General features: G+C 38.6%; 21 protein-coding genes. 4 read left to right on the forward strand and 17 right to left on the reverse strand.

Annotated elements, in window-relative coordinates:
* The first annotated feature begins 14 nt into the window (after nt 1-14).
* Complete coding sequence (locus ND812_RS13330) at nt 15-545, forward strand: hypothetical protein (protein WP_265375840.1); 531 nt, start codon at nt 15-17, stop codon at nt 543-545.
* A 140-nt stretch (nt 546-685) separates the two neighbouring features.
* Here ND812_RS13330 and ychF read toward each other — a convergent pair whose 3' ends face one another.
* The 6 genes from ychF to ND812_RS13360 are packed head-to-tail and all read right to left on the reverse strand — an operon-like array spanning nt 686 to nt 5746.
* Nucleotides 686-1783, reverse strand: coding sequence for a redox-regulated ATPase YchF (ychF, locus tag ND812_RS13335; protein ID WP_265375841.1), 1098 nt, complete (start codon nt 1781-1783; stop codon nt 686-688).
* 49 nt (nt 1784-1832) lie between these two features.
* On the reverse strand, nt 1833-2324 hold the full coding sequence (locus ND812_RS13340) for a hypothetical protein (protein ID WP_265375842.1): 492 nt from the start codon (nt 2322-2324) through the stop codon (nt 1833-1835).
* Nucleotides 2314-3033 (reverse strand): RluA family pseudouridine synthase, encoded by a 720-nt coding sequence (locus ND812_RS13345; RefSeq protein ID WP_265375843.1) that lies wholly within the window; start codon nt 3031-3033, stop codon nt 2314-2316. The genes ND812_RS13340 and ND812_RS13345 overlap by 11 nt, the downstream gene beginning before the upstream one ends.
* Nucleotides 3017-3892, reverse strand: a complete 876-nt coding sequence (locus ND812_RS13350; RefSeq protein ID WP_265375844.1) for a DUF2797 domain-containing protein — start codon at nt 3890-3892, stop codon at nt 3017-3019. Before ND812_RS13350 ends, ND812_RS13345 begins: the two co-directional genes overlap by 17 nt.
* Before the next feature lie 3 nt (nt 3893-3895).
* Entirely contained in the window at nt 3896-4492 is a 597-nt protein-coding gene (locus tag ND812_RS13355) for an LIC_11883 family protein (protein WP_265375845.1), read from the reverse strand.
* Between the two features lie 9 nt (nt 4493-4501).
* Nucleotides 4502-5746 carry an exo-beta-N-acetylmuramidase NamZ family protein gene (locus ND812_RS13360; RefSeq protein ID WP_265375846.1) on the reverse strand — a complete coding sequence of 415 codons (1245 nt, stop codon included), beginning with the start codon at nt 5744-5746 and terminating at the stop codon, nt 4502-4504.
* Nucleotides 5747-5797: 51 nt separating this feature from the next.
* Here ND812_RS13360 and ND812_RS13365 point away from each other — a divergent pair, with 51 nt between their 5' ends.
* Nucleotides 5798-7024 (forward strand): lipoprotein LipL46, encoded by a 1227-nt coding sequence (locus ND812_RS13365; protein ID WP_265375847.1) that lies wholly within the window; start codon nt 5798-5800, stop codon nt 7022-7024.
* A 133-nt stretch (nt 7025-7157) separates the two neighbouring features.
* Here ND812_RS13365 and ND812_RS13370 read toward each other — a convergent pair whose 3' ends face one another.
* Nucleotides 7158-7712 (reverse strand): rhodanese-like domain-containing protein, encoded by a 555-nt coding sequence (locus tag ND812_RS13370; RefSeq protein WP_265375848.1) that lies wholly within the window; start codon nt 7710-7712, stop codon nt 7158-7160.
* A gap of 106 nt (nt 7713-7818) precedes the next feature.
* Between ND812_RS13370 and ND812_RS13375 the strand changes: the two genes are divergently transcribed.
* The gene (locus ND812_RS13375; protein ID WP_135638381.1) at nt 7819-8331 is read left to right on the forward strand and encodes a peptidylprolyl isomerase; all 513 of its coding nucleotides are present in this window, start codon (nt 7819-7821) and stop codon (nt 8329-8331) included.
* A gap of 210 nt (nt 8332-8541) precedes the next feature.
* On the opposite strand, the gene ND812_RS13380 is transcribed toward ND812_RS13375, so the two are convergent.
* Both ND812_RS13380 and ND812_RS13385 read right to left on the reverse strand, forming a co-directional pair.
* Complete coding sequence (locus tag ND812_RS13380; RefSeq protein WP_265375849.1) at nt 8542-10398, reverse strand: monovalent cation:proton antiporter-2 (CPA2) family protein; 1857 nt, start codon at nt 10396-10398, stop codon at nt 8542-8544.
* Nucleotides 10391-10933, reverse strand: a complete 543-nt coding sequence (locus ND812_RS13385) for an NAD(P)H-dependent oxidoreductase (protein WP_265375850.1) — start codon at nt 10931-10933, stop codon at nt 10391-10393. The genes ND812_RS13380 and ND812_RS13385 overlap by 8 nt, the downstream gene beginning before the upstream one ends.
* A 57-nt stretch (nt 10934-10990) precedes the next feature.
* On the opposite strand from ND812_RS13385, the gene ND812_RS13390 reads away from it, so the two are divergent.
* Nucleotides 10991-12631 carry a VTT domain-containing protein gene (locus ND812_RS13390; protein WP_265375851.1) on the forward strand — a complete coding sequence of 547 codons (1641 nt, stop codon included), beginning with the start codon at nt 10991-10993 and terminating at the stop codon, nt 12629-12631.
* On the opposite strand, the gene ND812_RS13395 is transcribed toward ND812_RS13390, so the two are convergent.
* The 8 genes from ND812_RS13395 to ND812_RS13430 form a co-directional block, all read right to left on the reverse strand.
* Nucleotides 12606-13013, reverse strand: a complete 408-nt coding sequence (locus tag ND812_RS13395) for a DoxX family protein (protein WP_265375852.1) — start codon at nt 13011-13013, stop codon at nt 12606-12608. The genes ND812_RS13390 and ND812_RS13395 overlap by 26 nt on opposite strands.
* Complete coding sequence (locus tag ND812_RS13400; RefSeq protein ID WP_407658525.1) at nt 13010-13882, reverse strand: alpha/beta fold hydrolase; 873 nt, start codon at nt 13880-13882, stop codon at nt 13010-13012. The genes ND812_RS13395 and ND812_RS13400 overlap by 4 nt, the downstream gene beginning before the upstream one ends.
* Nucleotides 13866-15158, reverse strand: coding sequence for an adenylate/guanylate cyclase domain-containing protein (locus ND812_RS13405; protein WP_265375854.1), 1293 nt, complete (start codon nt 15156-15158; stop codon nt 13866-13868). Before ND812_RS13405 ends, ND812_RS13400 begins: the two co-directional genes overlap by 17 nt.
* 849 nt (nt 15159-16007) lie before the next feature.
* Nucleotides 16008-16856, reverse strand: coding sequence for a flagellin N-terminal helical domain-containing protein (locus ND812_RS13410; RefSeq protein WP_135576302.1), 849 nt, complete (start codon nt 16854-16856; stop codon nt 16008-16010).
* 174 nt (nt 16857-17030) lie between these two features.
* Entirely contained in the window at nt 17031-17876 is an 846-nt protein-coding gene (locus tag ND812_RS13415; RefSeq protein WP_265375855.1) for a flagellin N-terminal helical domain-containing protein, read from the reverse strand.
* A gap of 329 nt (nt 17877-18205) precedes the next feature.
* Entirely contained in the window at nt 18206-19033 is an 828-nt protein-coding gene (locus tag ND812_RS13420) for an LIC_10740 family protein (protein WP_265375856.1), read from the reverse strand.
* Nucleotides 19008-20120 carry an N-acetylmuramoyl-L-alanine amidase family protein gene (locus ND812_RS13425; protein WP_265375857.1) on the reverse strand — a complete coding sequence of 371 codons (1113 nt, stop codon included), beginning with the start codon at nt 20118-20120 and terminating at the stop codon, nt 19008-19010. Before ND812_RS13425 ends, ND812_RS13420 begins: the two co-directional genes overlap by 26 nt.
* A complete protein-coding gene (locus ND812_RS13430) occupies nt 20084-21694 on the reverse strand; it encodes a DEAD/DEAH box helicase (protein WP_265375858.1) in 1611 nt (536 codons plus the stop codon). The genes ND812_RS13425 and ND812_RS13430 overlap by 37 nt, the downstream gene beginning before the upstream one ends.
* Between the last annotated feature and the right edge of the window lie 7 nt (nt 21695-21701).

Consider the following 21701-nt stretch of genomic DNA (forward strand, 5'->3'; position numbering starts at 1 on the left):
GGGACATCAATAGTATGGAGACAAAAGATCCGAATCCATTTATGAACCGACTCAAACTGAAAGAAGCCATGTATCTCATGTCCCAAGGGGAAGAAGTTGATCCTTCCACTCTCAGTAGGATCTTACAAACGGTAGTCCCAAATCCTGATTCCAAAATTCGGATTTACTTACAGTTTTTAAACGATTCCTGGAAGGTACTCATGAGTGACTGGGAAAATACCATCCTACATACCTCCCAATTGGCTCTCCGAGGGCAAGGAAACCTTGGTGCTTTCCGAGTCCACAGACAGGTAGCAGGAAGGGATCTGGATTTTGTTTTCCAACCAAATCCAGAAAAAAACCAAGTTTTTTTATCAGTGGAAGCATCCAATGCAGAAAGGTTGTCTGCCAAATTATTTTTGGATGGAACTCCAGTGGAAACCTTAACCAAACTAGGTACCCAATCGATGTTTGACTCACCCATCACCTTGGATTCCAGCCCAGAACTTGCCATTTTTGAATCTGGCAAAGAAATTGGTAGGTATCATTTTATGCTACAATCGTAATTTTTTTGGAAGGTGTGCAATAAACTGGAAACAATAAGCAATTGATAGTTTGAGAAGTGGATCTACCTTTCGGTAACTACTTTCTTTTTCCAAACTAGTTCACACTTAAAGACATCCCGGCGAAAGTCGGGATTTTTTTTTTAAGCATTCACTCGGAAATAAATCACATCTCCATCTTGGACAATGTATTCCTTTCCTTCCACGCGGAGTTTCCCTTCTTCTTTTACTTTTGCAGCGTCTCCCGTACGATCTAAATCTTCGTAACGCATCACTTCCGCACGGATGTAACCTTTTTCAAAATCAGAATGGATAACACTAGCAGCAACGGGACCAGAACTACCTTGTTTGGTTGTCCAAGCTCTTACTTCCTCCACTCCCGCAGTAAAAAATGTGAGTAGGCCTAAGAGTTGGTAAGAAGCACGAATCATACGAGAAAGGCCTGATTCTTTTTCTCCAATCTCTTCTAAAAATGCCAATTGGTCTTCTTTTTCAAGTCCAGAGATTTCTTCTTCAAAACGACCACATAAAACGACAACTGGTGCTCCTTCTTTGTTTGCAAAGTCGGTGATGGTTTTAACAAGTGGGTTGTCTGTTGATTTTACATCCGAATCAAGAATATTAGCTACGTATAACACGGGCTTAATGGTGATTAAATTGAATTTTTTTGCGATTTTTACTTCTTCTTCGTTTAATTCAACAGTAGAAGCCCTGTTCCCTTTTTTAAGTGCCTCCAAAATTTTATCCATCACTGATAAAATTTCTGCTGCTTCTTTATTTCCAGTTTTGGCAGTTTTTGAAACTCGTTGTTGTTGTTTTTCTAAACTGTCCAAATCGGCAAGGATGAGTTCGTAATTGATGACAGTAATGTCTTCGATAGGATCAACTTTCCCATGAACATGTGTTATATTTTCATCTTGGAAGGCTCTCACAACATGGCAAATCGCATCAACTTCCCGGATGTGGGATAAAAATTGGTTTCCAAGCCCTTCTCCTTGGCTTGCCCCTTTTACAAGGCCTGCAATGTCCACAAACTCAATCATTGTGGGAACAGTACGTTTTGGTTTGTAGATCTCAGCCAGGCGGTTTAACCTTTCGTCAGGAACTTCCACAACACCAGTATTTGGTTCGATGGTACAAAAAGGATAATTCGCAGCCTGAGCGCCTGCCTTCGTGAGTGCGTTAAAAATAGTCGACTTACCGACGTTCGGGAGACCTACAATGCCACAATTCAAAGCCATAAGGATAGGTTTTTTGAACCAAGCCTAAGGGACAAGGAAAAATGTTGTCTTAGTTTTGAAATCCTGTCTCTAAATAAATAGAAGTGAGATAATACACCGAAATACTGATGACAATGAGATAAAAACCCAAATAATATTTTCCAATCCGTTTCCAAGGAAATCTGTCATCCAATTGCAAAGTACTGACAATCCAATCGGGACTTGGATTTAAGGGTAACTCAACTTCTTTCCCTGACTTTCTCCAAACATGTTTTTTTTCATCAAACTTCAATTGATAAAAAGGAGAATCCAAACCCAACTCAGAAACAGACAATAATATACTAGGAATTTCAAAGTATTTAAACCGAATAAGTCCAGAAAATCCAGTAAAAATAGCCAAATAATTAATTACTACAATCAAGGGACTTGCCGTATAACGTGAGCTAAACAATAAATACAAATAGATGGCTAAAAAACTAATCGAGATCAATTTGGAAACTGATGTAAGATTTTTATAAAGTTTTTGTTCTTTTAGAAACAAAATAAATGGTTCACGATTCATAGCGAATTTGACTTGTCATTGGAATTTGAGATTTAGATATTGATGGCATTCTTCCCATCCAATCAGAAGGAACACCTGTCTCTACCATATGATTTTGGCCCTGTAAGTCAGTAAAGGAAAATCGAAACGAATGGAGATACATTCGTTTTTCTCCTTTTTCTTTTTTCCCATACAAAGTATCTCCTAGGACAGGAAAACCCAAAGAAGAAAGCATAACACGAATTTGGTGCCTTCTTCCTGTTAAAATTTTTGCAAGCCCAAAAGATATATTCTTTTTTTCATCAGATTCGAGGATGGTAAACTCCGTGATTGCTTTTTTACCTCCACTCCTTACGATACTTACTTGTTTATTCCCATCTTTTATAAAACATTCCATTCGGTATTCTTTCCAATTTGGAATCCCATCACATAAAAAAATATAGGTTTTCTCTGCATTTTTTAATAACTGGTCTAGTTCCAGGTTTTTGTCTTTATTTTTTCCGAGTAAGACAATTCCACTCGTACCAAGATCCAATCGATTGACAGTCCTTAGTTCAGGAATTTGTAAATGATTTGCAAGTAAACGAGTAAAGTCCAGACGATTTGGGTCTTTTGTTTCATGGACAGGAATTCCTTCTGGTTTTTCTGCGAGTAAAAAATCCTCACATTCAAATAAGATACGGGTGGTATACTGATTTCCTAATGGAATGAGGTTAGGCGGAGAATTCAATCCAAAGACCACCTAAACTTCGTATATTGATGACACCAGTATCAAATAATAAGTATTGACCTTTGATTCCAACAAGGGTTCCTTCAACTGGTGTTTCTTTTGTGAGTTTTAGAGATTTAATTTTAGAAGGATAAGATAAAATCGGATACTCGATTTCCATCATTTCTTCTGTAAGGATAGGTTTCCAGATTAACTTTTGTTTGGTTTCGATAGGAGAAAAAAATTCATTTTTTTCTAAATGGTTTAAAAATTTGACAGCTTCTTTTTTGAGATCAATGATTCCAGGGTCTCCTGCTACCATTTTTTGCCAGGATGTTTTATCTGGTAAAAATTGACTGAGAAAATGTTCTAAAATACCTGCGTCCCTTCTGGAACTCACTTCCAAAATTGGGATTCCAAACTTTGCACCTTGGTCCACCCATCGGTTTGTGACAGGATTTTCTTTTGTGATTCCAACTTTCATGCCACTGGAATTGGCAAAGTATACAATGTGTTTTTTAAAACAATGAGTACTCCCCCATTCAGGATCACGACAAGTTCCTTTGTGATGGTGGCATGTTTCTGGGCGCATGATACAAAGATCATTTTCTGCTAATTTTGAAAAACAAACAAAACAATAACCTTGGTTAAATGACTTTTTTGTTTTTTTTCCGCAGTGCATACATCGAATTTCATCATTTGTGGTGAGTGAAATTTTTTTGCCTAGAAAGGATTCGATTGGTACATCTGAAGTTAGTTCTTTACCTTCAATTGTTTTTGTTTTTTTGTCCTCAGTATAATTTGCATATTCCCAAAAATAGGAAACAGGTTTTGTCCCTTTATGGGACATCTTTCGAACATAACCTTGGAAACTTGGCATGGACTAAAAGGTAAATTCCTTCACTTCTTCTGGAAAAAATTCATCGTTCACTTTCACAAAATAAAGTTGGGCCAATGAAGGTGATTCTTCTATTTTTTTCCATACAAAGATCACTATCATTTTTTGGTACAGATAATGTGAGATCTGTCCTTTGGGTGAATAAAAAAGAGATAACTGGTTTTCACCTTCACCAAGGTAAATCACAGTCCCATTTAAATTTCGTGATTTTTCCTTGGATACTTTGATGTGGATTTTTCCACTTGGATTCAAATCTTCAGGATCCCTTCCTGTTGCAAATTCTGCATCACTCACTTCGGACTCAGTGTGCACTTGGTCGGTAGACCCTGTTACATCCAAAAAATTACATGGAAAGTCACCTGGCATATTCGGAAAATCATTGGAACAGGTTTGGTGAGTGGCTTCTTTTTCATCAAATTTAGTATGAGTTGCCATTACAGTGGATCGTATGGTTGCATAGGCGACAGACTTTAATACTTTTGCGGTTTTTTGTTTGGGTATTTGTTTGATTTTGGTTTCCGATGCGTAAGTAACACCTAACAAAACAGTAATGGATAATAAAAAAGTAAATTTAAACTTCATTTTGGATCCTTAGTAGATTAAATAGGGTTCAATTTTTTTTCGTTCTTTTTCTTCATCACTAAGATACGTATTATGAAACTCAATATAGGTTTTTCCATCGTTGATGGCAGAACGAAAATGATCATTCCCCCATAATTGGTCAACCCAGTGGTTTGTTGAACCTTTACTCCATTTAAAATCGTTTGGATACGTTTCTTTCATAAGCCGAATGAGTTCATATGCAAGTAACATAGGATCATAATCGGGTCTAACTAAATTCATCCGTAAACCAGAACAAATTTTTCCTTTATGGGGACCAAAGGTAGGTTTAAAATACACAGTTGAAAAATAATACGATTTGTTGCCGATGGCACTGAGTTTTGAAGCAAGTTCTTCAGGATTTGTCATCCATGGTGCACCAAAATAAACAAAAGGAGCTTGGGTTCCTCGTCCGACTGATACATTCACACCTTCGAGTAACACAAGGGATAAATAATTCCTTGCAGAATCCACCATTGGTAAGTTAGGTGAAGGTGTTGTCCAAGGGATTCCGGTATCTTCAAAGTACATCCCACGTTTATAACCTTCCACTGGAATCACATCCAAATCCACAGATTCTTTTAAGTATTCTTTATTATAAAATAGTGCAGCTTCTCCTGTTGTCATCCCCGTAATGAGTAAGGAAGGAAATTCTCCTGCAAAGTTTAGGTGTTTAGGACTCATCTTTTCTCCCATGGGTGGGAGGTGCATCGCCACATGGATATGATCAAGAACGATGAGTTTGGTTTTTGTATTTTTTAATGCATCCATCAAACGTTTGAGTACGCTTAAATAAGTGTAACAACGCATTCCCACATCTTGTACATCAAATAAAACAAAATCCACTTCCTTCACTAAGTCTCTTAGTTCGGAATCTTTGATTCGATAAATATGATAAAGTGGACGATTAAAAGTTGAGTCCATAGTAACAGGAGTTTGGCTAAACTCTTCTTCTAAACCAAGAAATCCATGTTCCAAACCAATCAAATGTTCTAATGTTATTTTATGTTTTTCGAGAGATGAGATGATCTTTTTTGGATTTGTTCCAATTCCAGAAGGGTTTGTCGCAAGCATCAATTTTTTTCCCGCCATGGTAGGAAGGATTTTTTCGTAAAAAATGTCCTGGGACAATCGAACTTTGGAATCAGCAGGGTGGACACGAAACTGCGGAACCGTGTTCCCATGGCAAGCAAGGACAAGAAACGAGAGAGAAAACCTAAAAAAGTAATTGGTCATGTAAGTATATGTTTCTATAATATAGCAAATCTTCAAGGAGAAATGTCCTTCATGCTTCATCGACTTCGAATTGCTCCCTATACTGGGATTCTAGTCCTCACCATCTTGGCATGTGCTGGGTCCAATTCCGCGCAAAAAAACCCGTCTTTACCTGACAATGTGGTCACTGCTATGGGAGAGGCTCCCATTTACCAAGGAGACTTGGCCCTAGCTCGTAACAAGGCACTCAAAGATGCAAAACTCAATGCCATCCGTAAACTAGTGGGCGAACAAATCACAGAAAAGTCGGGAGTCTCTGATGGGCAATCCCTAGGATCCAAACTCTACGGGAAAACCGATAGTTTTGTCAAAAAATACGACATCATCAGTGAAGAACAATGGAAATTGGATACCCAAGACATGATCCGTCTCAATGTCCGTTGTGAAGTAGAAGCAACAAAACTTTCTACAGCTGTGGATGCTCTCCTCGATGATGTAGGGAACCCAAGGATCGCTGTCCTTGTCCAAACCGTTGTGAATGGAAAATCCTTTCCCATTGGATCAGCAACTAACATTGCAGAGGCGGAACTCATTGAAAAACTCCGTACCAAAGGGAATAAAGTTGTCGATAGTTCCCAACTCACTGCCCTTCTCAAAAAAAATCCAAGTCTTGCAAAACTTGACCTTACCTCTGTAGAAGAAGGTAGCCCCCTTCTCACACTGGCACAAGATTCAGGTGCGGAAGTTTTGATTGTAGCAAAAGTTACAACCACTGACCAAAAACCTGTAGTTTTACCTGGCGGTAAAAAAACTGATTTTTTAAGTTCAGCGGCAACAGGCCCTTACCGTATCATCCAATTATGGGGTGATGGAAAAATTTTTGGATCAGGGAGTTTGGAAGGCCGAGGTGCTGACATCACCCAAGAAGTTTCCAGAGAACAAGCTGTGAAAGACTGGGCAAACCTTGTTTCTGTAAAAGTGGGAAAACAAATCAAAGACGAATGGTTTAAACTCACAGAACAAAACACTGTGATCTTAAAGTTCAAAGGACTTGCTTTGGAAGATGCAATCAATTTCAAAAACGATTTGATGGAATACACATCGGTGAAACAAATCAATGATCGTAAAACAGAAATGAATGGATCTGAATGGGAACTTACTTATCCAGGAAAGGAATCAATGTTTGCAGAAGAGCTCATGTATAAAAAGGATTCTAGTTTCCGTTTTTTGAGTAGCAAAACTCTCAACATCAACAGTTCCAAACGTGGAGTTGTGGAAATCGAATTCAAAAATAAATAAATTTTCTTTTATCAGATTTTCCTGCAGAGAATCGAATGTTTTTCTCTGCAGCTTATCCCACCTTCTCACCCATTTCCAATCTCAAATCCAATCAACTAGGATCCAAACTCACAAGTATAGATTTCGATTTGGTTCATTCCGCGGGAGCTTGGTTTTCTTTTGGTTCACTCACTAGAGGTAATTTGGTTTGGTTCACATCCAGTAGTGGACCCAATTCGAAAATATTTGAATAACCATACGCTTTTAGAGAATTGTAAGTCGATAAATTTAAGGAAGCCGCTGGGCTTTTGGCTGCAAACGCTTGTTCGTTGCCTTCAAAATTATTATTACAATAAATGAGAATTTTGGATTTTGGTTCTGGGATCACTGTAGCCAAACTGTCTTTGGTAAATTCGGTAAAAGGTAAATTCACTGCACCTTTGATATGCAATAAACGAAACCGATTTTCGCTCCTTGCATCAAGGACAACAACACCATCTTCTGACATCATCTTTAAAAACTGATCCTCCGTTAGGCGGTGGTTTTCGCGTTCTGACTCAGATCGATTGACAATTTTTTTGAATTCACCATAGTCGATAAGCCGATTTGGAATGGGTTTTCCTTTTGGTTGTTTTTTTTGTTTTTCAACGGGTTTTGCCACTAGTGAAACTGTGATCAGTAGGAGAGAAACAATGATGGTTCGATTCATAACTTTACCCATTTCCAAAATCGCTAAAAGTATAACTTCTATTTCTATCAGAACTCAAACCTTTTTTCGACTTGCCAGGGGAATTTAAAGAAATTGAGTGAAAGGTATGAGTACTTTACGCGCTGTTATCAAAACCAATAAAGGTGAAATCCGAATCGATCTTACTCCTGACAAAACACCGAATACGGTTGCCAACTTTGTGAATTTGGCACAAAGGAAATTCTACGATGGATTAAAATTCCACCGAGTCATTGCTGATTTTATGATCCAAGGTGGTTGTCCACAGGGAACTGGAACGGGTGGACCCGGGTATAAATTCCGCGATGAATTTGATTCCAGTTTAAAACACAACAAGCCAGGTATCCTTTCTATGGCAAATGCAGGCCCTGGAACCAATGGAAGTCAATTTTTTATCACACATGTTCCCACACCTTGGCTTGATGGAAAACATTCAGTGTTTGGTTCCGTGGTTGATGCCTCTGACCAAGAAGTTGTGAATTCCATCCAACAAGGGGATAAAATTGAATCCATTACGATTGAAGGAGATGCCTCTTCTGTATTGGAAGTGGCAAAACCATATTTGGATGAGTGGAACCAAATCTTAGATTCTAAAAAATAAAGGTTGTTTTCGTTTCTAATTTCTTTTTAGTCTAAAGATTATGAAAGAGAAACGGAAACCAAACCCTATCGTCCCAATCAAATTGGCTTCTCGTACAATTTTTAACCTGAAGCCAACGAAAATCAAACCATCGAAAAAAATTTATTCCCGAAAAGGTAAAAATGACCTTTCGGGAATTCTTTTTTTTAAACCATTCTTTTTCTAACCAAGTTACATTCGTTCCATTTCACTCCAAGAATCCAAATCCAATTCGTCTTCTTTTCCTAAATCAACAAACATCAATCGTTCTAATTCTGAATTCCTTTGTTTGGCAAGGCTAATGTACTGGACTCGGTCTTTGCGTAAGTCAAATAGTTCATGGAAGGTTTCATCATCATGTGCTAAGAATAAATTTTTAGCACGTTCCGCTGCATAGGATCTCGTTCCCAGTAATTTTAAAACATCTCCTCCCAGTTTCACAGCGGTTTCTCTGGTTTCGCGGTAAATGAAGGAAAGTCCCATTTCTTTTAAGTCATATGCTTCTTCTCGATCGCCGGCTCTGGCAACAATTTGTAAATTTGGATAATGGTGTTTTACATTACGAATGAGTTCGTGTTGTTTTTCAGGATGGTCAAGGGCAGCAATTAAAACTTTTGCATGTTCTAAACCAGCACTCTCCAATAGTTCAATGCGTGTTGCATCTCCAAAAAAAACCTTAAATCCAAATCGTCCAAGCATCTCCACTCGATCCGCATCATAATCTAAAATTGTAATTCCAATCCCATTTGATCGTAAAAATCTACCAACCATATTTCCAAAACGACCAAATCCACATATGATGACTGGATTTTCTTCTTTTTCTAAGGTTTGGTTTGTTTGTTTCTTTGGTGCCTTCGATTGTAAGGCTTCAAAAATTGTTTTCTCATATAACAATAATAATATGGGTGTAAATGCCATACTGAGAGCCACACAAGCAACAAGGATGACAATTGTGTCCTTATCAAAAATTCCCAATCCTTCGGAATAACCAAATAAAACGAATGAAAATTCTCCTACTTGTGATAATGCCAAAGCCATGTATAAATTTTGGTCCAAGGGAAGTTTAAACAAAAAACCAAGTAGGAGTAAGACGAGAGCTTTTAGAAAGATAATACCAACAACAATGCCAACAATTTTCATCGGGTGTTGGAAAACGACAGGGAGTTCCATGGAAGCACCCACACTTAAAAAAAACAAACCAAGTAACAAACCTTTAAAAGGTTCTATATTACTTTCTAATTCATGACGAAATTCGCTACTCGCAAGCACAACTCCCGCAAGGAATGTTCCAAGTGCTGCAGAAACCCCCACAGAAGTCATGAGGACTGAGATGGCAATCACAAGTAACAAACTTGCACCTGTAAAAATCTCACGGCTTCCAGACTTGGCGATCAATCGGAAAATAGGACTTAAGATATACCTACCGATTAAGATAATCCCAATTACCACAAAAAGGACAACGAGTGTTTTTTGGTAACCAGGTAAATGGTCTACAAGAGAATGTCCATGGTCGTTTGTGATCACATCTCCTTCACTTAACATTGGGAAGATGGCAAGAATCGGAATCACTGCCATATCTTGGAAAAGAAGGATCGAAAACGAAGCTTGCCCTGAGATGGATTTCATCAATCCTTTCTCTTTTAATGTTTGTAAAACAATCGCTGTAGAAGAGAGAGATAAGATGAATCCGAGCGCAATTGAGGATTTCCAAGAAAATTGAAAACCTATGGAAAATAAAAATACAAAAACAGTAGTCAATACTAACTGAAGACCACCTAAGCCGAGTAACCAGAACTTTAACCTCCATAAAAGGTTTAGTTCCAATTCTAAACCAATTGCAAATAACATCATCACAACACCAAATTCTGCAAAATGCAAAAGGTCTTTTCCTTCCGTTCCCACAAAACCAAAAACAAATGGCCCGATGACAATACCTGCAACCAAATAACCAAGGACTGAACCAAGTCCCAATCGATTGGCAATGGGAACCATAATGATGGCACTTGTAAGATAAATGATTGCTTGAATGAAAAAATTGACCTCACCCATGTTTTGCCTCTAAGAATGAAAGAATGAAATTTCGATAACGAAGGGATTCTTTTTGGAAATCTCCTTCTTTTAATTGGAATGTCCCTTGGACTAAAAAAGGAGGTTGGTAATCCATCTTACAAAGCTCTGCTGTCCTTCGAAAAGGTAAAAGAAAATCCTCAATACGATGTTTATGAAAGCCGTCTTCCTTATATGCCATTTCGGATCCACCTGTGGTAATGGTTTGGATCCATTTTTTACCATTTAATGAATTTCCATTTTTACCATAGGCCCAACCATCTTCCAAAACAAAATCGAACCATTGTTTCATCAGTGGCGGGCAACTGTACCAATAAAAAGGATGTTGGAAGAGGATTACATCATGTTCCAAAAGAATCTTTTGCTCTAACTTGACATCAATCGTAAAATTAGGATAAATTTCATATAAGTCTCGTAAGGTGATATGATCTGAGATGGGTATGGAATCTAATAACATTTGATTTGCTTTCGATTTTTCCAAAAATGGATGGAACAACTGGATCAATATTTTTGGCATTTGGATTAAGTCATCAAATCAGAAGTTTGGTTGCAAACATTAAAAATATGATTTCAATTGACCAATTCCAAAAAAATACTAAATTCGTCTGTAGTGGGAAATTTATTTCTAATTCTCTTTTTTTCTACCTTTGTATCAGAAGACTTAACCTGTATCAGCTCTGGTTTACTTGCGAAAGAAGGGAAACTTCTATTATTACCTGCAATCCTTGTGACTGGACTTGGAATCTTCGTAGGTGATTTACTGCTTTATTTTGTGGGATTCTTTTTTGGATCGTATTTAAAATTATGGAAACCAATGAAGAACTGGGAATCCAAAATTAGTTCCCAAACTCTTTACAAACATTGGCAATCAAAGTTTAGTCTTTCGGTGATGATTTCTCGTTTTTTACCGGGCACTAGGTTACCCCTCTACCTCATGAGTGGGTATTTTAAAATGCCATTTCTCGTTTTTGTATGGAGCAGTTTTTTAGCTGTTTTGATTTGGACCACTCTATTCGTATCCTTGGTATTTTATTATGGAAAGTGGATCAGTGAATATTATTTCAACCAATCCAATTTGTGGACAAGTATTGGAATTGGACTAAGTTTTTACGGGTTCTATCTTCTTTTCCAAACCATTCTCATTCCCGAAAAGAGAAAAAGGGTTACACTGCAATGGACCAAGTTATCCCAAATGGAATTTTGGCCAAGTACAATCTTTTATCTTCCACTCATACCTTATCTCTTCTATTTGTCCATTCGGTATAGAGGAATACGATATCTCACAGCAACAAATCCAGGAATCATCGCCTCAGGGATCGCTGGTGAATCGAAATATGATATCTTAAACCTCATTCCAAACAAATACATAGCCAAATCTTGTTTGGTTTCGTCTGGCACACAAGAACCAGAAACATTGATCAAACAGTGGCTCACCAAAAACAAAATTAAGTTTCCAATCATCGCAAAACCAGACAAAGGTGAAAGAGGCTTTTTGGTACAAAAAATCCATACTATGAGTGAACTCACAAACGTTTTACAAACATATCCTATCGATTGGTTATTACAAGAATGGATAGAAGGACCATTTGAAGTGGGTATCTTTTACTGCAGGTATCCCAATGAATCGCAGGGAGTGATTTTTTCTGTGACTGACAAAGTGTTTCCTGAAATCATCGGAGATGGAATTTCAACCTTAGAATCATTGATTGAAACTCATCCTAGATTCCGTTTCCAAATGGAAACTCATAAAAAACACAATCTTGGAAAATTACAGCAAATCATACCACTTGGAGAAAAACGAAGGATAGGTTCCATAGGAAACCATATCCAAGGTTGTATGTTCCAGGACGGAGGTTATCTCCTCACAAATAAACTAGAAACAGAATTGATCAAAATAGGAGACAATACCAAAGGATTCTATTTCGGAAGGTTTGATATACGGTTCCAAGATGTAAAAAAATTCCAAGAAGGAAATGGATTTAAAATCATCGAACTGAATGGAGTGACAAGTGAATCTACCAATCTATATGATCCCAAGTTTTCGATCAGACAAAGTTATTCCATTTTATGGAAACAATGGAAATTCATCTTTGAAATTGGGTACCAAAACTACCAAAGAGGAATTCATTTATACCCATATGGGAAATTGGTTCAATTGATTCGACAACACAACCAATACCGAAAAAAATTCAGTCGATTGGAAATAAGTCCCTAAGATAAGGAATTTTTTTTCTCTCATAATACACAACATACAGAGACAATAGGAATACCAAAAGGGCCAAAATAAAGAGTAATCCACCATCATTTTGGACAACAATGCCCAAAAACACTAAATGAGATAAAATTGCACCGAACATCAGGTTTGATGCCAATAGAGCACCTAACCAAACCAAACGTGGGAACAATAGGAGGATAATACAAATGGTTTCTAAAATCCCCAAACCAATTCTCCCCCACGGTTCCATCGCAAGAACGGTAAAGATGTATTTAGATTCTTCTGAACCAGTAAATTTAAAGTATAAAGTTTGCCCGATGATCAGAACAATCAATGTTCTAGCGATATAAAAACTATAAGGATGGAATAGGATTAATTTCATATGGAGACCTCTTTGAATACAATTGATTTGATTTCAGAAAACCTTGTCCAAGGGATAAAATGACTCCCTCCCGAAAGAAGATACACTTTCGATTCACCTTTGTATGATTCATGATTTAAATAATTTGTGTGTTCCCAAGGGACAAGCCCATCCGAATCACCGTGTACCATGACAACCGGAAACCGAGATTGTTTCAATTCAAATCCCAAATCGATTAAGTCTTGTTTTAATTGAAACATTTCTTCGTTACTTCGTACCCAAGACTTGGGCAAAATCCATTCAATCATAACACTCTTAGCAATGTGGTTATAAAATCTAAGTTCTTCATATTTGGGATCCATTGGTGCCGAGAGTAAAAAAACCTTTCCATTCTTCTTCAAGTTTTCACTTAGTAAGTGGAAGGACTTCATAGAAACGGGTCCTCCATAGGAATGTCCAACAATGATAATGGAAGTCACTGAAAGTTTTTGGTTCTCTATAAAGGATTGGATCATTTCCGAAATTCCTTTGCCTTGGGCATTCACACTGGGAATAAATTTCTCTTGTTCTGATAAACCAAATCCAAGCCGATCAGGAGACAACATACAAAAATGAGTTTGGAAATCCTTATCTTTTAAATACGGCAAAAAATCGGAACCATTCCCTGGAGACCCATGAACAAAGACCATTAATTTTGACTTCGATCGGCAATCATTCGTTAACGTGAATATGTTTCCTTCTTTCGTTTGAATTGTAAATTTCTCGATCTTCTCCTTTCCTTCTAGATGCGGAACACATTGGAGAAACATTACCTGGATCCAAATTACCATTTGGATCCATTTTTTAGTACCCACCAGGAGCAAATGGATTCGGTTATGATTCAACTTCATTTGTATAAAACAAAGCACCGGTTTTATAAAGTCTTTGGAATAATTCGTTGGGTAGTTTGGAGTCGATGGGACTTGCATATTCAGGTAAAAAACCCTTCACCAAATACATTTCAATGTCAGCTTTGTTTTTAATTGAAACAAATCCTCTTGGTTCACATTCGAAGATTTTTTGAACTTCTTCATACACGGAACGCGAAATATTCACTTCGGCAACAACACCACTACTCTCAAGCCTACTTGCGGTATTCACTGTATCACCCCAAACATCATAGGCAAATTTATCACTTCCCACAACACCCGCAACAAGTGGTCCGATATGAATTCCCAATCGGATTTCCCAAAATGCTCTACCATGTAATTGATGGATTTCTTTTTGTTCAGCCATATATGACTGGAATCCCAAGCCACATAACACTGCATCTACGGCATTGGTAGAATTTTCCTTTGGAATTCCCCCAACTGCCATATAGGCATCACCTATGGTTTTGATTTTTTCCATTCGATTTTCTTTACAAATTCGATCAAAGGCACGAAAGATTTGATCGAGTTCGTGGACTAAAACTTCAGCATTCATTGTTTCTGCAATTTTGGTAAACCCAACCATATCACAAAATAAGACAGAAGATTTCTCATATCGTTTTGGTACCACTCTTGCTTCTCTTTTTAATTCATCGGCAATGGGTTCGGGAAGGATATTGAGGAGCAAAGCTTCAGATTTTTTTCTTTCTATATTCAAATTACGACTTAGGATAAAAATTAAAATCCCTGTCAGGATTTGTACGAATAAATAATTTCCACCAGCATCCATGTAACGATCCATTTCAGTGGCATACCCTGTGACCCAATCTTTGTGAAAGTATTCCACTATATAAAGAGAAGCAGAGACACCAATATAAATGGAATAAACAATCCATATATTATGATTCCGAATGAGGATCAGTGCAATCACAAGCGAAGGAATCAAATAATAATGATTTCCACCAATAGAACCTCCATTAAAAAACCACATTGATGCAAGATAAAATAAAATCGTTAAGTTAAAAGGCCAATACAATATGAAGTAGATACTTTTGACTCGGCTTAAGTAGTACATGACAAGCATGAGAAACCCAGAACCTACATTCAAACAGATGAGAACCAAATAATTCTCTAAATACAAAACACCAAAAACTCCCAGTAAATTTAATACTCCATTTATGAGGGATACTGTATTAAATAGTCGATGTTCGAGTGAATGTTTTTTGGGGTCTCCGAGTAAGAGGTATATCAATTTCATTGTAATTGATCAGTATCACCTTAAAAACCAAACGAATTCAACCTTTTTTCAAAATGATTCTTTTTGATTTTTAAGATTTCCAACGATTTATACCGTCCCTCCTCTTAAACGATTTCATCAACAATGGTACCATTCAAGATTCGACAACTATTACATCTCCCTTTGGGACTACCGATCCAACTGATTCAGTGGTGTTTGACCAAAATAGCCTAACAACCTATGCGGTTTATATTAGGAATTCAAACTTAACAACAGGACTCTATTCCAGTACGAATGGAACCACTTACTCTCTATTAGGTGTCTTGATCAACAATGCCAATACAAATATTTTTGTAGCTTTTACAGGTCGATTCCAATTGTCGCATTAAAATTCACTAGACAATGGATTAAATTGGAATTCAACTGTATTGATCCAAGGTTATTGTATGGTGAAATACAATAGCACAAGTGCGTATATAATGGGAGATGGTCTTGTCGATAGAACCACTGATTCTGGAGTTTGCACTAATACACTCATCACTACCCCCGCATATCCTTCACGAACGTCCTGGCCCTGTCTATATGCAAATGGAAAAGTCTATTTACTCCATGGGAAAAATGGACTTGTTCCAATCCAAATATCAGTTTTAATTCTGGATTCAATCCCATCGCCAATCGGGCAGTTTTGATCGGTAAAAGACTTTTTGTCTTTGGACAACCAAACAATATTTATACGGATTTAGAATTACAATCTAAGTAGATTCATCCCAATCATGATTCTCATGATAAGGGAAACAATAAAAAAGCCCCTCCTCAAAGTTTCCTTCGAGAAGAGGCAACCGTCTTAAGGCAACTCTTGCCTTCTACAACTTAAGCGTTATTCAAAAGTCGTAGTACAGAATTTGGTCTGAGGCTGGCTTGCGCTAGCATTGCCGTACCGCTTTGCACGAGAATTTGTTTCGTCGTGAGCGCTACCATTTCCTCAGCCATATCTGCGTCCCTAATCCTTGATTCGGATGCTTGCATATTTTCGTATGCACCCATGAGGCCTTTTGCAGTACTTTCGAGCCTATTTTGATAAGCTCCCATATCTGCTCTCTGCTTCATGATCTTGTTCAAGGCGAAGTCCGCTTTTGCAATCGCTTCGTCTGCTTTTCCAGGTGTAGAGAGTGCAATTTTAATTGCCCCTTCTGACATCTTAAGAGCTTTCGAAGTCATAGTTCCAATGTAGAAACGCTCTCTTTGCCTTGCGTTTGCTCCCATGTGAAACCACATCGATGCTTTCGTTGACTTTCGAGCGAAGTCTCCTTCAAACAGTTTCATTTTGTTGAACTCTGCTTGCGAAGCGATTCGATCGATCTCATCCACCAGCGCAGATACTTCTACCTGCACGAGTTGCCTGTCCTCAGGTGTGTAGATTCCGTTCGAAGTCTGGATCGCTAAGGTCCGGATTCGTTGGATGATTTCAGCCGACTGGTCAAGGTAACCCTCTGCAGTCTGGATGAAACTAAGTCCATCTTCCGTATTCCTTTCCGCCTGACGTAAACCACGAATTTGTGTTCGTAGTTTTTCCGAAACAGCAAGACCAGAAGCATCATCACCGGCAAGGTTAATCCTTTGCCCAGTGGAGAGGTTCCTCATGGTCTTATCTACATCCCATTGTGTAAACTTGAGAGCACGATGTGATTGTATCGCACTCATGTTGTGATTGATAATCATTGGCCTACACTCCTTTGTGTATAACCAAGAACGGTATGTCTTTCGTTCTTAGCCGGACAATCCCTGTCCGGTGTCAAGGATGAGCTTTCATTTTGCCACCTGGCAGGGGAAAGCCGGCTGATTATCTAATTACAACTCTTCAGTTACACTAACCACCCTCTTCGTTAACTAATGTTAACGAAGGAGAGAAAGAACTCCTTGTGGACGAACATTCGCCTGAGCTAACATAGCAGTTCCAGATTGAACTAAAATCTGGTTCTTTGTGAAAGCCACAGTTTCTTCTGCCATATCCGCATCACGGATCCTAGACTCGGAAGCTTGGGTATTCTCATAAGCGTTCATGAGCCCTTTTGCAGTATGCTCAAGACGGTTAAAGTAAGCACCTAAGTTTGCTCTTTGTTTGCTAATACGTGTTAACGCAGCATCCAAAGTTCCGATCGCATCATTTGACTTATCAGCAGTTGACAAAGACAAGAGTTCTCCACTTTGACCTTTAAGATTAAGTGAACGTGCTGTCATTGTAGCAATGAACACTCTTTCTCTTTGGTGCATGTTTGGTCCCAAATGAAACCACATGGAGGTTGTTCTAGATCCACGTGCAAAATCCCCTTGAAGTAAATTCATTTTATTGAATTCAGCTTGAGAAGCAATTCTGTCCACTTCGTCGATAAGTTGTGAAACTTCAACTTGGATCATTTGTCTGTCTTCTTCAGTATAAATACCGTTAGACGATTGAATTGCAAGAGTTCGAATTCTTTGAATGATATCATTCGATTCTTGCAAATACCCTTCCGTTGTTTGGATAAGGCTCATACCGTCTTCGGTATTTCTTTCTGCTTGTCTAAGACCATTCACTTGCGTTCTCATTTTTTCCGAAACGGCAAGGCCTGATGCATCATCACCTGCTCGGTTGATTCGCATACCAGAGGATAGTTTTTCCATGTTCTTGGAAACTTCCTCGTTTTGGAACTTGAGGACGCGATGTGAGTTGATCGCGGCTAAATTGTGGTTTATGATCATTGGTTTCCTCCTTGAAACTTGATCTGGCAAACAAGAGAATCCCTTCTCTCGCTTTTTTTGTGTCTGGCTTTCAGGCCCCATAGGTGCCTAAAATCTCTATTTATTCCCTTAGTATGTCGGTGCTTGGATAGAAGAAATTAATTCGAAGAAATTGAGTAGTTTTCGGAGATTTTTGGGGTTAATTGCCTGTTTCTGGCAATTTTTGGCTACTTTAGCGTTTTATTTTTTTTAAAAAAAATTCTATTTTTCCCGATACGATCATCGGTATTTCTCCATTTTCCATGAGCAAATTTTGAAAAATGGAGAAAATCCAGAGGGAAAGCCCTAAATTAACGAGTGGCGAGAGGAGAAATGGTTTCCCATTGGTATACGGGATTGGAATTTCCTGAAAATTTATGTTCGATGGTTTTGACTTCTTTGAAGTTTTCAAAAAGACTTGCATTTAACGCACGTAAGGTTTGATCCATTGCTTGGATCCTTCGTTTGTTTAATACTTCTTCGGATTCTTTGGGACCAGTTTCCATACCACCAGTGTAATAAGTGATGGTGTCAACAGGTGCATTGGAATTTTCTTCGTCGGCATCGGCCGAATCATCTTCTGATTTGGTACGTGGTAATCGGTATTTTTCCATGATGGACTCTAAACGATTTGTATTCCAATCAATTACCAATTTTTGATTTTGATCAAGAAACCAAGATTGTTTGATCGCAAACCGAATGTCCAAAAGTTTTTTAGGGGAAAAAAGTTTCCCATCTTTTGCCAATGCTTCCACCGAATCAAAATAAGGTGGTGCACCAACCTCACCAACAATTTGGTAAATGAGAGCCGTAGGTTCTTCTTGTTTTAATACCTTTCTGTGAATTGGGATTTGTTCCCCTTCTCCGTTGGAAATATAGACAATGATGGATTCCCTATGGTCCAAAGAAGGATAGGAATACAATTGGAAGGGAACTAACAGACGGAATGGATTTTGTTCCGCCAAGATGAAAAAACTAAAAAACAAAAGTAAACTAAACCATGAACCAAATAAAAAAATAAAATCACGAGTGAGTTTGGTTTCGCCTGTTCCAATTTTATAAAACCGAATGGAAACGATTTTTAAAAATTCCCAATAGTTCTTAAGTAACTCTTTAATCTTTTGCAGATGCGTATTCATGAATTCCTTTAATCACACTCCGAGCAATTTTCTTTTGGAAGGTTTTATCTCGCAGTTTTTTACTTTCTTCAGGGTTTGTGAGATACCCCATTTCCACAAGTACAGCAGGCATAAGGCTTCCTCGCAAGACGGAAAAATCGGCCTTTTTCACTCCTCTTGCGGGAATTTCAGGGCTAAGGGCTTTTTCGTATTGGTTTGCGACGGAATCTGCCAATTTTTTGGAACGCCTTTGGGTCACACTCGATAACATTTGGGACTGGATTTGTGAAACCACAGGATTTTTGTGTTTTCCGATATACCGATTTTCGATGAGAGCCGTTTCCCTTGCGTTTTCTGTACTTGGGCTTTGCGATAAGTAATACACTTCGAACCCAGCTGCTTTTTCGGAAAGAGAGGCATTACAATGGAAACTGATAAAAATCACATCTCTTGTATCAGACAATACACGATTGGCAAATTTGGAACGATCTTCGAGTTCCACAAATCGATCGTCCTTTCTTACCATCTCTACTCGAATTTCTGGATAGTATTTACGTAAGTACAAATAGGTATAACGGGCAACACCAAGGCTTACTTCTTTTTCAAAATACCCCGTCGTGTCCGAAGTCCCTGGGTCCTTTCCTCCATGCCCAGCATCTATGATGATGGCTTTTACACCTAAGTTTCGTTTGGGGGTATTTTCCTTGGGAACAAGAACCATGAGTTCAGTTTCTTTGAATTGGTAACGAACATCATACGCGATTAAATTGAGTAAAATCGCTTCCACTAAATCGAGAGGAAGGTAAACTTCATCCTCCTTCTTTAAAATAGCTTTTGGGATTTTATAAATCTTACCATCCAAAGTGTAAAAACTACTGCCAATCCTGAATTGGATATTCCCTTGTGGTGTGTAAATGGAACCCACATTTGTGTATTTCTTTAGTTTGGTGGAAAGTTCAGGTAATATGGTTTTTAAATCTGAAAAACCAACATAATTCCCTTTCCCGTAAAGCGGAAGTTTTGTGACTTCAGCGTTTACGAGACACGGGAAAACAATCAGTAAAAGAAGGATTAATCTTTTTTGAAAAAAGAAAGGATTCGTTTCCAAATCGATTGTTTCTGTTTTTTGGATTGTTTCACTTCGTTGATATCGAAGAGATTCCGTCTTGGGTCATTCTTTTGGAAAGATTTCCCTTGTTGGTTTTTCTTATGCCCAGGTTTGCCCTTACCATCTTTCGTTTGGTGTCCATGTTTGAATTCATGGTGGGTCATCTTCGCTGGGTGTTTGTGATCACTTGGGTGTCCATGACTATGGCCTTCTGGATGGGACATCTTTGCAGGTAGGTGTCCACCCGATTTTCCTTTATGGCGATTCCTGTCACCTGACCGATGTTCGCCTCTCTCGCCACCCCGTTCTGTGCGATCCCCTCGCCCAGACTGGTCTCCCCGTCTTGGTTTTCCACCCCTTCCACCTCGTTCGCGGTCTTGGTATTTTTTTTCACCAGGGATCACTTCGTCGGCAAACACAGGAGTGAATTCACCAGTTGGGAATTCTAGATACTCTTCCCGGATTTCACCCACAGGGATTTTCGAGTTAAGATACTTTTCAATGCGTTCCAGTTCTGTATAATCTGTTTCGGAACAAAGGCCAATCGATTGACCTTTCCTACCTGCACGAGCGGTACGACCAATTCGGTGCACATAGTTTTCTGCATCTTGTGGAAGGTCATAATTATAAACCACATCAATATTTTCTATGTCTATCCCACGAGAAGCAACATCTGTTGCGATGAGGTATTTGTACTTGCCCGCTTTGAAATCACGAAGGAGACGTATCCGTTTCTTTTGGTCCAGTTCGGAGGAAAGTCCCGTGGCAGTGATTCCGTATCTTCGTAATACAGAAACAATTTTAGGGATATTCATTTTGTAGTTTGTAAAAATGATCCCAAGGCCTTCGATCTGATAGTTTAACAAAGAATTGACGAGGTAAGGGAGTTTTTCTTCCCTCCCCAAGTGTAAGAGGGTTTGGTCGATCCGTTCTGTGATGACTTTTTCCGGATTGATGTGAACTTCAATGGGTTCGTTCAAATACCTGCTGGCAAGTCGTACCACTTCGTAACTGAGGGTGGCACTAAAGAGTAAGGATTGTTTTCTGTTTTTACATTTGTGGAAGATGTACTTGAGGTCTTGCACAAATCCCATATCGAACATTCTGTCCGCTTCATCGAGGATCACCACTTTGATGTTTTCCAAAGAAAGTCCATGGTTTTTCACAAAGTCAATGAGTCGTCCTGGAGTTGCCACGATGATACAAGCTTTGTTTCCAAGGGCTTGTTCTTGCGATTTGTAATCAGTTCCTCCGATGATGGTAGCCACACCGAGGTCGGTAAACTCTAGTAATTTTTTTGCTTCTTCTGCGATCTGGATCGTGAGTTCTCTTGTGGGTGCAAGGACAAGTGCATACGGAAGTGCTTCCTCTTCCTCTGCAGAGAGAAGTCTATGCAAAGTGGGAAGTAAAAAGGCCATCGTTTTTCCGGTACCAGTTTGGGCAAGACCAGTGAGGTCATGTCCTTCCATGGCGAACGGGATGGATTTGGCTTGGATGGGTGTGAGCTCTGTGTAGCCGATTTTGTCTAAGGCTTTCTTTAGAGACTCGTGGAAAGGTAATTCGTTAAATTTCATATTGGAT

The organism is Leptospira limi (genome assembly GCF_026151395.1).
Classification (GTDB): Bacteria; Spirochaetota; Leptospiria; order Leptospirales; family Leptospiraceae; genus Leptospira_A; species Leptospira_A limi.